Genomic DNA, 14990 nt, shown 5'->3' with positions numbered 1-14990 from the left:
AGATCTGATTTGGAAAGACGATGCGCGGACGCGACGAAGATACCGGTGAATTCCTTGGCGAAAGCCGCAGCCAGAACCGGCGCGAGGCGCTGGAGATACTTGCCCTGGGCGAAAAGCTGGTCGAGCTGACCCCGGCGCAGCTGAGCCGGCTGCCGATCCCGGAAGACCTGATGCCGCACATCGAGTACACCAAGCGCATCACCGCGCATGGCGCGCGCAAACGGCAGCTGGCGTTCCTGGCCAAGCAGATGCGCCGCGAAGAGGACGATACGCTGCAGGCGATCCGCGATGCACTGGATGCCAACAGCGAGACGTCGCGCCGCGAGGTCGCCATCCTTCATCGTGTCGAGCACTGGCGCGAACGGCTGATGGCCGAAGGCGATGCCGCGCTGACCGCGCTGCTGGACGAACATCCCGATGCCGACCGCCAGCAGCTGCGCACGCTGGTGCGCAATGCGCAGGCCGAAAAGGCCAGGAACAAGCCGCCGCGCGCGTTCCGCGAAATTTTCCAGGTATTGCGCGGGCTGCTGCTGCCCGGTCAGGCCGGTGGCGACAGCGACACCACCGGCGAGCCGGCCGAGAGCGAAGACGAGGACACCTGAGTCCGGCGGCACGCCCGCCCCGGCCGTTCGCCCAGCCCGATGCCGGCATGTGCCGGCATCGCTGTATCCGGCCGCAGACGATGAACTCACCGCGCGGCTCAGGCCTGGGTACCGCCCACGGTGATGCCATCGATCAACAGTGACGGCTGGCCCACGCCGACGGGCACGCTCTGGCCATCCTTGCCGCAGACGCCCACGCCTTCGTCCAGCGCCAGGTCGTTGCCGATCATGCGCACCTTTTGCATGGTTTCCGGGCCATTGCCGATCAGGGTGGCGCCCTTGACCGGCGCGGTGATCCTGCCGTTCTCGATCAGGTAGGCCTCGGTGGCCGAGAACACGTATTTGCCACTGGTGATGTCGACCTGGCCGCCGCCGAAGTTGACCGCGTACAGCCCCTTCTTGACCGAGCGGATCATTTCTTCCGGATCGTGCTGGCCGGCGCGCATGTAGGTGTTGGTCATGCGCGGCATGGTCATGTGCGCGAACGTCTCGCGGCGGCCGTTGCCGGTCGGCGCCACGCCCATCAGCCGCGCGTTCAACGAATCCTGCATATAGCCGATCAGGATGCCGTCCTCGATCAGCGTGGTGCACTGGGTCGGGTGGCCTTCGTCATCGATATTGAGCGAACCGCGGCGCCCTTCCAGGCTGCCGTCATCGACGATGGTCACCCCCTTGGAGGCCACCCGCTCGCCGATGCGGCCGGCATAGACGCTGGTGCCCTTGCGGTTGAAGTCGCCTTCCAGGCCGTGACCGACCGCTTCGTGCAGCAGCACGCCGGGCCAGCCCGGGCCGAGCACGACCGGCATCATCCCGGCCGGGGCCGGCACCGCTTCCAGGTTGACCAGCGCCTGGCGCAACGCTTCGCGCGCGAACGCTTCCGGGCGATCGCCGGCAAACAGTTCGGCATACCCGTAGCGACCGCCACCGCCGGAATAGCCGGACTCGCGGCGCCCGTTCTGCTCGACAATCACCTGTACGTTCAGGCGCACCAGCGGGCGCACGTCGGCCGCCAGCACACCGTCGCTGCGCGCGATCAGCACCGTATCGACCGCACCGGACAGGCTGACCATCACCTGCTGCACGCGCGGGTCGGCCGCACGCAGGTAGCGGTCCAGACGCCTGAGCACGTCCACCTTGGCCTCGTTGCCGAGGCTGTCCACCGGGTCCACTGCCGGATACAGCGCCCGCGCGTTGCCACGCACCAGCGAGCGCGCGTTCTGCGCCCCGCCCTCGCGGGAAATGGCCCGCGCCGACCGGGCCGCGGTCAGCAGCGCGTCGCGGTGGATATCGTCGGAATAGGCGAACCCGGTCTTCTCCCCGGCAATAGCGCGCACCCCTACGCCCTGTTCGATGGAGTGGGCACCGTCCTTGACGATGCCGTCTTCCACGCTCCAGCTCTCACGCCGCGAGTGCTGGAAATACAGGTCGCCGAAATCGATGCCCGGCCCCAGCAGGGTGCCGAACGTGCGTTCCAGTCCAGTGGCATCCAGGCCTGCAGGCAGCAGCAGGCGGGATTCGGCGAGCATCAGTGCGGAGTCGGTCATGGGCTTCCAGATGGGGGCGCGGCCGCCAATCGCAAGCGGCGCCCCAGGGTGTCAGGGGGAACTGGCGTCGTCGGCCGGCACAACCGGCGGCGGCATCCGCGGCACATCGCGCTCGATCACCTCCACCTTGGGATCCTTCCATGGCCCGGTGACCTTGTAGGTCTTGGCGCCGATTTCGCCCAGCGGCTTGGACAGCACCGCGTTGGCAGCCGCGCCGACCGCCGCGCCGACCGGACCACCGGCCACCGCACCGACAATCGTCAGCAGGTTGCCCGAGCGCGGGTTGACGTCGATGGTCTGGTTGAACTGCTGCGCGCGCAGGTCGGCCTGGCCACGGATCACGATATCGGCCGCCGGGCCCTCAATCGATATTTTCCCGGTCGTTGCCATGCCGTCGGCGAACCGGATCTGGCCGTCGATCTCGTTGAACGCCAGGCCCTTGGAGAAGAAATCGCGGAAATCCAGCATCAGCCGGCGCGGCAGCTGGGCCACGCTGAGCAGCCCCAGCACGCGACCGGCGCCCGGCGCCACTTCCAGCAACTGGCCATTGCGCGCGTTCACCGAGAGCGTGCCCTGCAGGTTGCCCAGCGCGAACTCGGCCGGCCCTCCCGGCCAGCCGGCCTGCAGTTGCAGGCGACCGTTGCCGCCTCGCACCTGCCCGCCGTAACCCAGGTTCTGCATCAGGGTGCCCAGATCCTCGCTCTGCGCCGTGGCGGTGAGCCGGGTCTGCGCCTGGGCGCCGGTGCCCTGCCAGTCGCCCTGCACATCGATCGCCTGCTTCTCGGAGCGGAACTGCAGCTGCTCCAAGCGCAGGCCGGAGGCCGTGGGATGGGTGCGCAAACGGGTCTGGCCCAGCTTGACCTTGCCGAACTGCAGGTCGTCGATATCCAGCGACAACGGCGGCAGCCTGGCCGGATCGAGCGGATCGTCCGCGGCCGCGGCGGCGCCATCGTTCGCGGCGGCGGGCACGCCTTGCCAGTGCACCCGCGCCAGCTTGCCGACAATCGTACCGCCGTCGGCCTCGGGCACGCGCAATTGCCCGGCAAGCGACGGGCCATCCAGCTGTACGGTCACCGCGTCGGCAGCGGGGCGCAGCTGCAGCCGGGTCTGTTCGAACACGCCGCCGGCCAGCAACAGCCTGGCCGCCTGTACATCCACGTGCTTGAGCTCCAGCCCCGGCGCGCTGCCGGCCGCGTCAGCGTTCTGCCCGCGCGCCAGGCCGATCCACTCCAGGGCATCCAGCGCAGGCGCGCGCCCGGTGACCACCAGCCCGTCGGCCGGTGGCGCGCGATCGACGCGGTTGCCGCCCAGCGTCACCTGCACCCCCGTATGCCCGGCCTCGCTGCGTGCGGCCAACGCAAGCAGGTGGCCGAAGGCGACTTCCACCGTGCCACTGCCCATCGGCAACGCGGCCGACACACTCGTCGGCAACGCATCGGCAGCCGGCTTGTCCAGCGGCGCCGGCAAGCGCAGCTGCGTGCCGACCAGGTCCGAGTGCAGCTGCAAGGTGGTTGGCGGCTCGATCTTGCTGCCCTGCGGCACCACCGGCAAGGTGACGCCCACGGTCCACTGCGACGTGCCGTGCACATACGGCTTGAGCCAGGCCAGCTCCGGCGCATGGTCGAGCAGATTGCCGGCCGCCAGCGCCGCGCTCAGCCCGGCTTCGAACACCTTGGCCGGATCGCGGACATAGTCACCGGCGCGCAGGCTCAGCACCCCATCCTGGTCACGATGACGCACCGCCAGCGCCGGCGCCTCGAAGCCGCCATCGCCATAGCGGGCCTTGCCGCGCACCTTGTCGAATTGCAGGTCCCAGCGTTTGTCGGCCAGCTGCGCCCCGCGCAGCTCCACCTCGCCCGTCAGCCGCCCGCTGCCGTCATCGTCGTGCAGCGGCTCGAGCAGGTCGAAGGTCACCGCGGCCGGTCCGGAGACCACCAGGTTGTCCAGGGTGTCGCGATAGCGCGCATGCAACGGGCTCTGCCGCAGCAGTGCCAGCAGGTACTTGCTGTCGCTGTGGCTGGCGGCTTTCACCTGCAGCCGCGACTGGCCGAAATCGGCGATTCCGGCCTCGAAACGCTCCACCGCCACCCCAGCCAGATCGCCTTTGCCCTGGATCTGGAAGCCGTTGGCGATGAAGTCGATATCGGCGTCCACCTGCTGCATCACCGGCCAATCCTCATGGAAGCGGATGGCGCCGTGCTCGATATGGCCGCCGGCCTCGAACCGGCCGTTGTGGCCGTCGAACGGCCAGTCATCCAGATCACCGGTGACCAGCCCGCGGCCATCACGGAGATAGCCATCGACCAGCGCCGTATCCAGCCAGTGGATGGCGGCCTCGCTCATGTGTGAGCGCACCCAGAAACGTTTGGCCGCGGTGATCGGCACGTCGTCGAGCTTGGCTGCCAGATCCATCCATGGCCGTGTGCCATCGCCCTGGAACCAGAGTCCGCCGCGGATATCGGCGGCGTAATCGGTGCCCTGCACGCGCATCGCCGGCGTGGCCACCTGCCAGCCGGCGCCGCGGCGCCAGCCCACGATCTTCCCGGCCAGCTGCACGTCGTGGACCACCCCGAAGCCGGTGGGCCAATCAAAGCGCAGGACATGCGTCGGCTCCAGGGTCAACGCCACCGCCGCACCGTCCCCCTCGAAATGGCCGCGCAGTCCGCTGATTCCCGGGGTGTCATCCACCGCAATGAACGCGGCCTCGTCCAATTCACCGCTGCCGCGCAGCGTACCGCCCCGGTTGCCGGCGAGGCTGACCTGCGAGAAGCGCAGCGTCGGCTGCGCCCGGTACAGCCACAGCCGCAGGGCCGGATCCAGCTGGTCGCTGAGCGCGGCCACGCGCAGCAACGAGGTCACATCCATCCGCTCGCCCTGCAGCGCGAACCGCGCCCCGCCCGCAAGCAGCAGACCGTCGAGCTGCTGCACCTGGCGGCCGTCGCCGATGCGCAGGCGCGGTGCATCCAGCCGCCAACCGCCGTCGATCAGCGCCCAGCGCGCGCGCAGCTGCAGGCTGTCCCAGGCCACGGTGGGCACGCCGCCCTGCCCGGCCAGGGCGGCCCCGGCCAGTTGCAGACCACGCAGATCGGCATCGGCGGTGACTGAAATGACGCGGTGATCGCGCATCTGGATCCAGCTGCGCAAGCTGCCCTTGCCGTGCTGCAGGCCGACCCCGGCAAAGCGCAGCAACGATGACCAGGCCGCCAGTTCAGCCGGGGCGGCCGAAAACCAGGCACTGCCATCGCCGTGCCTGCGGTCCAGATCCAGCACGGCCGTCAACGGCGGTGCCGACTCCTTGATCCATCCCTTGGCGCCGACCCGCAGACGCTGCCCATCCACGCGCAAGCGCAGATCCACCCGTGGCACCCGGGTCTGGATTCCGATCGAGGGCGCATCCACCTGCAGACGGCCGCCGATGATCTGCAACTCGCCCAGATTGCGCAGCGTATCCAGTGGATCGCCGCCGCCTTGCGCGGATGGCAGCCCGCGTACCGACCAGCGGCCGTCGTCCGCGCGCTGCAAGGTCAGCGACAGCCCGCGCAGGCGCAGCTCGGTGAACGAAGCGCCCGGGAACAATCCCGCATACAGGGACACCAGCACCTCGGCCTGGCCGATCTTCACGCCATCGCCGGCGCCGATGCGCAGCCCCTCCAGGCGCAGCAACGGGCCACGCCGGGTCCAGGCGGTATCCAGCGCATCGAACGTCACCGGCTGACCGGCGCGCTCACTCAGCCACGCCGCCACCTGCTGCGGATGCTGTTCGGCCAGCGGCAACAGCTGGCTCAGCGCGCCGACCAGCAACGCCACGCCCACCAGCAGCAGCGCCGCCGCATACAGGGCATAGCGGCGGGTCAGTCGCAAACGGCGGCGCAACGGTGTGGGCATCAGCAGGTGAAGTTATGCGGGGTTTCGAACGGCGCCGGCAGCGCCAATCGCTCAGAGCAGGACCACATCGAACTGTTCCTGCAGGTACTGCTCATCGGCCTGGAAGCGGATGCTCTTGCCGAGGAACTCCTCCAGCTCGGCCACCGCCGCCGACTCTTCGTCGGTGATCCGCGCCACCACCTTGTTGGAGGCGATCACCAGCAGGCGCACCGCATCGAACTGGCGCACGGCGCGGGTGATCTCGCGGAAGATCTCGTAGGTCACGGTTTCGGCGGTCTTGATCGAACCGCGACCGCTGCACTCCGGGCACGGCTCGGACAGCTGCCGCTCCAGGCTCTCCACAGTGCGCTTGCGGGTCATTTCCACCAGCCCGAGCGGCGAGAAGTCGTACACCGTGGTCTTGGCGTGGTCGCGTGCGAGCCCCTTCTCCAGCGTGCGCAGCACCTGGCGGCGATGCTCGACATCGTCCATGTCGATGAAGTCGATAATGATGATGCCGCCCAGGTTGCGCAGCCGCAGCTGCCGTGCCACCGCCTGCGCCGCTTCCAGATTGGTGCGGAACACCGTCTCTTCCAGATTGCGCTGGCCCAGGAACGAACCGGTGTTGACGTCGATCGTGGTCATCGCCTCGGTCTGGTCGATGATCAGATAACCGCCGGATTTGAGCGGCACCTGCTTGTCCAGCGCGCGCCCGATCTCGTCTTCCACGCCGTAGCGGTCGAAGATCGGCCGGTCGCCGGTATACAGCTCGATCCGCTCGGCCAGTACCGGCATGTACTTGGCGACAAACGCCTGCAACTGGGCGAAGGTCTCTTTCGAATCCACCTTCACCTTGTCCACGTCCTTGCGGATCAGGTCGCGCACCGAGCGCAGCGGCAGGCTCAGGTCTTCATAGATGATGCTGCACGAGGCCACTTCGCGGCCGCGTCGTTCGACCACGTTCCATACCCGCGACAGATAGGCCACGTCCTCGGCAATCGCCTCGGCCGGCTGCCCTTCGGCATTGGTGCGGATGATGTAACCGTAACCGCCATGCTGGGCCGACAGTTCGGTCACCAGCGTCTTCAGCCGCAGTCGCTCGGCCTCGTCCTCGATCCGTGCCGACACGCCCACCACCTTGGACTGCGGCAACAGCACCAGGTAGCGCGAGGGAATGCTGATCTGGGTGGTCAGGCGCGCGCCCTTGCTGCCGATCGGGTCCTTGACCACCTGCACCACGATGTCCTGGCCGTCGCGCAACAACTCCACGATCGGCACCGAGGACGGCTGCGGCAACGGCAACGCCGCATCCACGCCTTCGGCGGCCACCGGGGCCGGCCGGATCACATCGTTGGCATGCAGGAACGCCGCCCGCTCCAGCCCCACTTCGACAAAGGCCGCCTGCATGCCGGGCATCACCCGTTGCACCTTGCCTTTGTAGATGTTGCCGACCACGCCACGGCGCCAGCCGCGTTCGAAATGCAGCTCCTGCAGCATCCCGTTCTCGATCACCGCTACCCGGGTTTCACGCGGGGTGACATTCACCAGGATCTCTTCCGTCATGTCCCTCATTCCCCCTTGTCCATCGATAGGTTTGCCGCCACCGGCCGCCCGCGCGCCGCCCCGGTAACGCCGAATGCACGCAGCAACTCGGCGGTCTGCTGCAACGGCAGCCCCATCACCCCGGAATAACTGCCCGACAGGTGGCGGATGTACCGCTCGCCATCGCCCTGGATGGCGTAGGCGCCGGCCTTGCCCATCGGCTCGCCAGTGGCGACATAGGCCCCGATCTCGGCGGCGGTCATCGGCGCGAATGTCACTTCCGAGGCGACCGTCACCTGCGCCTGGCGTCCGTGCGCGGCCAACGCCACCACCGTGATCACGGTATGGCTACGCCCGGCCAGCGTGCGCAGCATCGCCGCTGCCGCGGCGGCATCGACCGGCTTGCCGAACACCCGGTCATCAAGCACGACTTCGGTATCGGCGCCCAGCACCACCGCCTCGGCATCGGCGGCCACCCGGGCCAGGCCGGCCTGTGCCTTGTCGGCGGCCACGCGCTGCACATACGCTGCGGCCGACTCGGCCGGATCGCGCACTTCAGCAACCTCGAGATCAAGCGCCTGGAACGGCACACCCAAACGTGACAGCAACTGGGTTCTACGGGGGGAACGGGAGGCAAGATAGAACATCTTCAAAGGATAACCCGCGCCGGCTGGCTGAATGATCCGCAAAGCGCTGCAAAGCCGGCAAACCCCGATCAGACTCACCACGCGTTCATCGCTGTCCCAACATTCTGGCCCCGCCCAAGGAGATCTCCATGCGCCACAACCCGCTGTCCCTGCTGCTTGTTTCCCTTTCCCTCGCCATGGGAGGCACGATGAGCGCCCACGCCCAGTCCCCTGCGCCGCAGGTGGCCAGCGACGCCACCCTGCTCAACATCTCCGCCCAGGCCGAAGCCCGGCGCGTACCCGATGTCGCCACGCTGTCGGCCGGGGTCGTCACCCAGGCCGTGGATGGCAATACCGCCATGCGCGAGAACGCGGTGCAGATGGACAAGGTGATGAAGGCGATCAAGGCTGCCGGCATTGCCGAACGCGACATCCAGACCAGCGGCATCAACCTCAGCCCGCAGTACCGCTATGCCGACAACGAGGCGCCGAAAATCACCGGCTACCAGGCCAGCAACACCGTGAGCCTGAAAGTGCGCGACATCACCCGGCTCGGCAAGGTGCTCGACAGCCTCGCCGCACAGGGCGCCAACCAGATCAACGGCCCCTCGTTCGAGATCGACAAACCCGAGCCGGTGTATGACGAAGCCCGCCTGGCCGCGCTGGAAAAAGCCCAGGCTCGCGCGCAGACCTACGCCAAGGCGCTGGGGCTGCGGGTACGTCGCATTGTCAGCATCTCCGAGGGCAGCCAGGGCGGCTTCCGGCCCATGCCGATGATGGCCATGGCCTCGCGCGGCGCCAAGATGGAAATGGATACCGCGGTGTCGCCCGGCGAGACCTCCATCTCCGTCAACCTCGATGTGGTGTTTGAACTCGGCCGCTGAGATCCCGCACCGGTGACCGCTCTGGACGGCGCCTGCGGCGCCGTCTTCCTATCTGGCAGCTGACTGGAAAGCGCCCGGGCCTTGCCGCCGCGGAGATTTGTTGGCCCAGTGGAAGCGCGTGGGCCACACGCGCTCAACCCCCGGCCCACGGCAACGCGCGTTGTTTGCTACGACCCCGTCATGGAGGTGGATCATGGTCCGTATGCAGGTTGGCACAACCCCTATCCGTTTCGACATTTCCCGCATCCTCGCTTTCAGCACCGCTATCGCACTGCACGCGCTGGCCCTGGCACTGCTGTTGATCCCGCTGTCGCAGGTTCCGGTCCGCAACGATGCAATCCGCCCCGAACCGCGCTGGGCGATGCCGGAAATCGTCCCCATCACCCCACCGCCGGTGCCGGTACCGACGCCGATCACCCCCACCCTGCCATCCCCCAGGCCGCTCGCGCTGCCGCCGGCGCTGCAATCCGCACCGCTGCCGGTCTTCACAGCCGAGGCGGTCATTTCCACCGACCCCGCGACGATCGCTGCGACGGCCGCGACATCCACCGCGGTGCCCGCCAGTCCCGGCGTGCCTCTGGAAGGCGTGAGCCTGCACTACCTCGTTGCGCCGGCCCCGGCCTATCCGCGCGAGGCCCTGCGCAGCGGCGCGCAGGGCACCGTGGTGCTGCGGGTGCGCGTGGATGAGCGCGGCCTACCGGTAGAAGTGGCGATCGAGCGCAGCAGCGGCCATCGCAGCCTGGACAATGCCGCCCGCAGCCAGGTTGCCCGCTACTGGAAATTCCATCCGGCGCTGGATCACGGCCGGCCGGTGCAGGCCTATGGGCTGATCCCGATCGACTTCCACGTGCAGTAATCGCCACTGCCACCGGCGCCCCGAGGGCAGGGAATGGCCGCATTCCCTGCCCTTTTACGTTGCAGCGCATTCATAAATATATTTTGTCAAATCAGCCACTTGAGCTGGCCAATTAAGCTTTTTTTCACAGCTTTTGCACACCCTTGAAATCTAGATTGCGCCGTCGACACCGATCTATGCCGACCAACGGTCTACCCTTCAGGAGAGAAGCTGTGAATCGTCCGATCAACAGGCAATCGCCACACCGTCGCACCCCGCTCAGCCGCTGCATTTCCCTTGCCGTCGCCACCGTCGCGATCGCTGCCGGCGCTTCCTTGCCGGCCAGCGTCTTTGCGCAGGCGCAGGAGAAGGCGACGACGCTGGGCCGGATCACCGTCACAGGCTCCAACATCCCGCGTACCGACACCGAAACGCCCTCCCCGGTGCAGGTCATCACCCGGCAGGAGATCGATCGCACCGGCAAGACCAACGTCGCCGAGTATCTGCAGACCCTGACCGCTGACGGGTCCGGCTCGATCCCCAAAACCTTCGGCAACGGTTTTGCCGGCGGCGGCGCGGGCATCTCGCTGCGCGGCCTGGGCGCCGGCTCGACGCTGGTGCTGTTGAACGGCCGCCGCATGGCGACCTACGGCCTGGCTGACGACGGCCAGAAAGTATTCACCGACCTGAGCACCATTCCGCTGGATGCGGTCGAGCGTATCGACGTGCTCAAAGATGGCGCCTCGGCGATCTACGGTTCGGATGCGATCGCCGGCGTGGTCAACATCATCCTGCGCTCGGATTTCACCGGCGCAATCCTGCGCGGCTCCTATGGACTTTCCGGCGACAGCGATGGCGCCCAGCGCAAAGCGACGCTGACTGCCGGTACCGGCAGCCTGGCCGATGACGGCTGGAATGCGTTCTTCAGCCTGGACGTGGGCAAATCCGACGCCATCCGCGTTTCCGACCGGCGCAACCGCAAGTGGATCGGCACCGGAGACCTGCGCCCCTGGGGTTACAGCGTCGCGGGCAGCCAGTTCCTGGGCGGCGCGATCACCGGGGCGGCCCGCAATGGTGGCGGCAATTCCCCGGCCGGCAGCCTGTTCAATCCCGCGACGGGACAGCTGGTCTCGCTCCCCGGCTGCGCCGGGTTGTCCGCGGTCACCCCGCAGGATCCGGGTGGTGGCTGCCTGTGGGATGTGGGCACCTATCGTGACCTGGCCCCGAAAGAGGACTACGTCAACGTATTCGGCCGCGCCTCGTTCGCTTTCGGCGAGACCTCGCAAGCCTATGTCGAGATGGGCTATTCGAGGAAGCACACCAGGTTCCGCAACACTCCCTCCAACGTCTCAGGCGGCTGGGGTTATCCGGGCGGCCCGGTCAATGCCAACAGCGGCCCCGGCGCGACGGTACTCAGCGCCACCCACCCGGACAACCCGTATGGCGTACCGGTGCGGGTGCGCTACTCGGCCGCCGATGTCGGCCCGCGGGTGACCAACAACAGCAACGACTTCATCCGCTTCCTTGCCGGGGTCAAAGGCACCTGGGGCGATTGGGACTACGACACCGCCTACCTGCACTCCAGCACCAACCTGGTGAACAAGCGCGACGGCTTCCTGCGTTACAGCGCGGTGCAATGCGTGCTGGGCAACCCCAACTGCGCCTATGGCGTGTGGAATATCGGCCAGGGTTCGGGCACCAATCCGCAGAGCCTGTACGACTACATTTCACCGACCATCAGTGCCAACGCCAAGAGTGCGCTGGACATGTTCGACTTCAAGATCTCGCGCAGCCTGACCGATCTGAAGGGCGGCCCGCTGGGGCTGGCGCTGGGTACTGAATGGCGCAAGACCTCCAATTCGCTGACGCCGCAGACCTATACCGACCGGGGCGACATCATCGGTCTGGGCTACTCGGCTTATAGCGGGACCCAGAACGTGTATGCCGCCTACGCCGAATTGTCGGCGCCGGTGCTGGAGTCGCTGGAGCTCACCGGCGCGGTCCGCTACGACAAGTATGAAAGCGGTGATGCCGCCACCAAGCCCAAGGTCGGCTTCAAATGGACGCCGGTTGAATGGCTTGCGCTACGCGGCACTTACGCCGAAGGCTTCCGCGCCCCCAACCCGGCCGAAAACGGCGATGGCGGGCTGGCCGCGTTCTCCAATGCGAAAGATCCCGTGCGCTGCCCCAACGGCGCGCCGGCCCCGGGCGGCACCGCCGACGATTGCATCGCCAAGCAGGTGGCGATCATCACCAGGCCCAACCCCGACCTGAAGCCGGAAGAGTCCAAGAGCTACTCGCTTGGCATCGTCTTGCAGCCGACCCGCACCACCTCGATCACGGTCGATGCGTGGCGGATCAAACGCACCAACGAAATCGCCCAGGGCAGCACCAGCGATGCGATTCTGGCCGGCAACGTGCTGCGTGATTCCAACCTGCTCAATGGCGTCCCGGGCACCGGCTCGATCCTGGCGGTCAACACCGCTTACGTGAACGCTGCCCAGTCCACGGTTGAAGGCATCGACACCGACATCCGCCAGGACATTCCGCTGGGAAGCGCCGGCGACCTGCGCCTGGACATGCAGTGGAGCCATGTACGCAAATTCGAACGCACCGAGGGCGGGAGCACTTCCGAATATGCCGGCACCCATGGCAATTGCGATGTGACCAACTGCATCGGTACGCCGAAAGACCGGGTCAATTTCGGCGCCACCTGGAACTACTCCGCCTGGTCGGTAAGCGGCATCGTCAACTACATCGGCAAGATGGACAACATAGGTGAGGCCGGCGACGACAAGCAGACCGACTGCCTCAACCTGTTCGCCGACGGCAGCCCGGCACCGAACGGATGCGAGATCCGCTCGTTCACCACCTTCGACCTGTCCGCCAACTGGAAGGCGACCGACGCGCTGGAGATATTCGGCTCGGTGCAGAACCTGTTCGACCGGATCGCGCCGCTGGATCCGGCCACCTACGGCGCGGTCAACTACAACCCGCTGCACTACAGCGGCGCGGTGGGCCGTTATTACACGCTGGGAGCCAAGTACACGTTCCGCTGACCTGCGTGCATCGTGGCCCGGACTGGCCGGGCCGCGATGGCCAAAACCCGGAAAACAAAGAAGCCGCGATTGCTCGCGGCTTCTTCATTGAACNCTGGGAGCCAAGTACACGTTCCGCTGACCTGCGTGCATCGTGGCCCGGACTGGCCGGGCCGCGATGGCCAAAACCCGGAAAACAAAGAAGCCGCGATTGCTCGCGGCTTCTTCATTGAACTGGCGCCCGAAGTTGGACTCGAACCAACGACCCCCTGATTAACAGTCAAGTGCTCTAACCGGCTGAGCTATTCGGGCGGGGCGCGCATTCTAACCTGCTTTACGCTCGATGGTAAGGGTGATTTGCGATCATCGCTGCCGCCCGATACAACTGCTCGGCCACCACCAGCCGCACCAGCATGTGCGGGAGGGTCAGCGGTCCGATCGACCACGTCTCATCGGCCACCGCTGCAACGTCGGCCGCGTGGCCTTCCGGGCCGCCAATCAGGAACGCCAGATCACGCCCCTGCGTGCGCCAGTGCTCCAGCCGCTGCGCCAATTGCGCGGAGCTGAGCTGCTTTCCCGGGACGTCCAACGCCACCACATAGGCGTTCTTCGGCAGTGCGGCCAGCACCCGGCGGCCCTCGTCCTCGGTCGCCCGCCGCGGATCACGCCCTTTGCCACGCAGGCCCGGCTCGATTTCCACCAGCTCCAGCGGCAGCCAGTGCGACAGCCGCTTCTGGTACTCGGCGAACCCTTGCGCCACCCATCCCGGCGCACGCTCGCCGGTCGCGATCAATCTGGCTTTCATTGGCAGCCCTCCCTATCAGCGCCTGCACCCAGGACAAAAACGGAAACGGCGCCCTGCGGCGCCGCTTCGGCATGCTGCTTGCCGCCGTTCAGTCCTCGAACGACCCGTCTTCGTGATCGGTCGGCGGCTGGTCGCCCACGGTCCACAGGCGCTCCAGCGCGTAGAACTCGCGCACGCGCGGCAGCATCACATGGACGACAACGTCGCCCAGATCCACCAGCACCCACTCGGCCTCGCGCTCGCCTTCCACCCCGATGGGCATCACCCCGAGGTTCTTGGAGAACTTCACGACTTCATCGGCGATGGACTTGACGTGACGGCTGGAGGTGCCGGACGCGACCACCATGTAATCGCAGACACTGGAGCGGCCGCGCACATCGATCTCGGCCACATCCTTGGCTTTCAGTTCTTCCAGTGCGGAATGCACGCAGGCCAGCAGGGCCGGAACGGACGGCGGCGGGCTGGGAAGTTGGGTCTTGATGACTTGGGCTTGGCTGGTCAAAGCGGTAAAACTCGAAGAATGTGACGCTGATTATAGAGAACCCGGGCGCAACCGCCATTCACGGGTGATCGCGGCAACCGTACAGGCCGTGGCGGACGATGTAATCGGCCACCGCCGCAGGCACCAGCGCGCGCCAATTCCCGCCGCGCCCGATCGCCTGGCGGATGCCGGTGGCGGACTCGCCCCGCAACGGCTGGCGCAGCCGCCAGACCCGTCCGCAGGGGTGCTGCAGGAGTTCTTCGCGCGACTGCGCCCACGCTCCGTGCAGGTATCCGGCCAGCACTGGCGGCAACGGGCCGTCCAGCCCGCTGCCGGGGCGGTCGGCGACCACAAAATGGGCCAGCCCGAGCAGCGATTTCCATTCGTGCCAGGTGGGCAGACCGGCCAGGCTGTCGGCGCCGACCAGCAGGGCCAATGGCTGGGTGGGCGAGGTTTCGGCGCGCAGTTCGCGCAGCGTATCCACCGTCCAGGACGGCACCCCGGGGTGCCGCTGGGCGCGGTGCAGCTCACGCCGGTCCAGTTGCAGCCCCGGCTCGCCGGCAATGGCCAGTTCCAGCATGCGCGTCCGCTGTGCGGCGGTAGCGCCCGGGGCCGCACGATGCGGCGGATCGGCCGCGGGCATCAGCCGCACCGGCACCTGCAGCTCGTCGCGGGCGCAACGTGCGATGGCCAGATGGCCCAGATGGAACGGATCGAAGGTGCCACCGTAGTAAAGCCGCAGTGCCGGCGGCGCGTTCACGCCAGGCCC

The 14990-nt window shown here is 67.3% G+C and carries 11 protein-coding genes and 1 tRNA gene; 4 read left to right on the top strand and 8 right to left on the bottom strand.

The window, feature by feature from the left end:
* Positions 1-20: 20 nt before the first annotated feature.
* On the top strand, positions 21-602 hold the full coding sequence (yjgA, locus tag QZH66_RS04200) for a ribosome biogenesis factor YjgA (RefSeq protein WP_305804701.1): 582 nt from the start codon (positions 21-23) through the stop codon (positions 600-602).
* Positions 603-700: 98 nt separating this feature from the next.
* Here the strand turns inward: yjgA and tldD are convergent, their stop codons facing one another.
* Genes tldD through QZH66_RS04180 form a run of 4 tightly spaced genes read right to left on the bottom strand, consistent with a single transcriptional unit; the run spans position 701 to position 8199 of the window.
* Positions 701-2146 (bottom strand): metalloprotease TldD, encoded by a 1446-nt coding sequence (gene tldD, locus QZH66_RS04195; protein WP_305804700.1) that lies wholly within the window; start codon positions 2144-2146, stop codon positions 701-703.
* A gap of 51 nt (positions 2147-2197) precedes the next feature.
* A complete protein-coding gene (locus QZH66_RS04190; protein WP_305804699.1) occupies positions 2198-6031 on the bottom strand; it encodes a YhdP family protein in 3834 nt (1277 codons plus the stop codon).
* Between the two features lie 51 nt (positions 6032-6082).
* Entirely contained in the window at positions 6083-7573 is a 1491-nt protein-coding gene (gene rng, locus QZH66_RS04185; RefSeq protein ID WP_305804698.1) for a ribonuclease G, read from the bottom strand.
* A gap of 5 nt (positions 7574-7578) precedes the next feature.
* Positions 7579-8199: a Maf family nucleotide pyrophosphatase gene (locus tag QZH66_RS04180; RefSeq protein ID WP_305804697.1), complete on the bottom strand. Its 621-nt coding sequence runs from the start codon at positions 8197-8199 to the stop codon at positions 7579-7581.
* Positions 8200-8327: 128 nt separating this feature from the next.
* On the opposite strand from QZH66_RS04180, the gene QZH66_RS04175 reads away from it, so the two are divergent.
* From QZH66_RS04175 to QZH66_RS04165, 3 genes are all read left to right on the top strand, one after another.
* A complete protein-coding gene (locus QZH66_RS04175) occupies positions 8328-9062 on the top strand; it encodes an SIMPL domain-containing protein (protein ID WP_305804696.1) in 735 nt (244 codons plus the stop codon).
* A 202-nt stretch (positions 9063-9264) separates the two neighbouring features.
* On the top strand, positions 9265-9918 hold the full coding sequence (locus QZH66_RS04170; protein WP_305804695.1) for an energy transducer TonB: 654 nt from the start codon (positions 9265-9267) through the stop codon (positions 9916-9918).
* Between the two features lie 212 nt (positions 9919-10130).
* Positions 10131-12956: a TonB-dependent receptor gene (locus tag QZH66_RS04165; protein ID WP_305804694.1), complete on the top strand. Its 2826-nt coding sequence runs from the start codon at positions 10131-10133 to the stop codon at positions 12954-12956.
* A 214-nt stretch (positions 12957-13170) separates the two neighbouring features.
* Here the strand turns inward: QZH66_RS04165 and QZH66_RS04160 are convergent.
* From QZH66_RS04160 to nadD, 4 genes are all read right to left on the bottom strand, one after another.
* Positions 13171-13247, bottom strand: a tRNA-Asn gene (locus QZH66_RS04160).
* 22 nt (positions 13248-13269) lie between these two features.
* Positions 13270-13740, bottom strand: coding sequence for a 23S rRNA (pseudouridine(1915)-N(3))-methyltransferase RlmH (gene rlmH, locus QZH66_RS04155; RefSeq protein ID WP_305804693.1), 471 nt, complete (start codon positions 13738-13740; stop codon positions 13270-13272).
* Positions 13741-13828: 88 nt separating this feature from the next.
* A complete protein-coding gene (gene rsfS, locus QZH66_RS04150) occupies positions 13829-14242 on the bottom strand; it encodes a ribosome silencing factor (RefSeq protein ID WP_305804692.1) in 414 nt (137 codons plus the stop codon).
* Positions 14243-14300: 58 nt separating this feature from the next.
* A complete protein-coding gene (nadD, locus tag QZH66_RS04145; RefSeq protein WP_305804691.1) occupies positions 14301-14981 on the bottom strand; it encodes a nicotinate-nucleotide adenylyltransferase in 681 nt (226 codons plus the stop codon).
* Positions 14982-14990: the final 9 nt, after the last annotated feature.

The organism is Stenotrophomonas sp. YIM B06876 (genome assembly GCF_030711595.1).
Classification (GTDB): Bacteria; Pseudomonadota; Gammaproteobacteria; order Xanthomonadales; family Xanthomonadaceae; genus Stenotrophomonas.
Note: the sequence above shows the minus strand (reverse complement) of the source record. Positions and strands in the feature narration are given on the sequence as shown.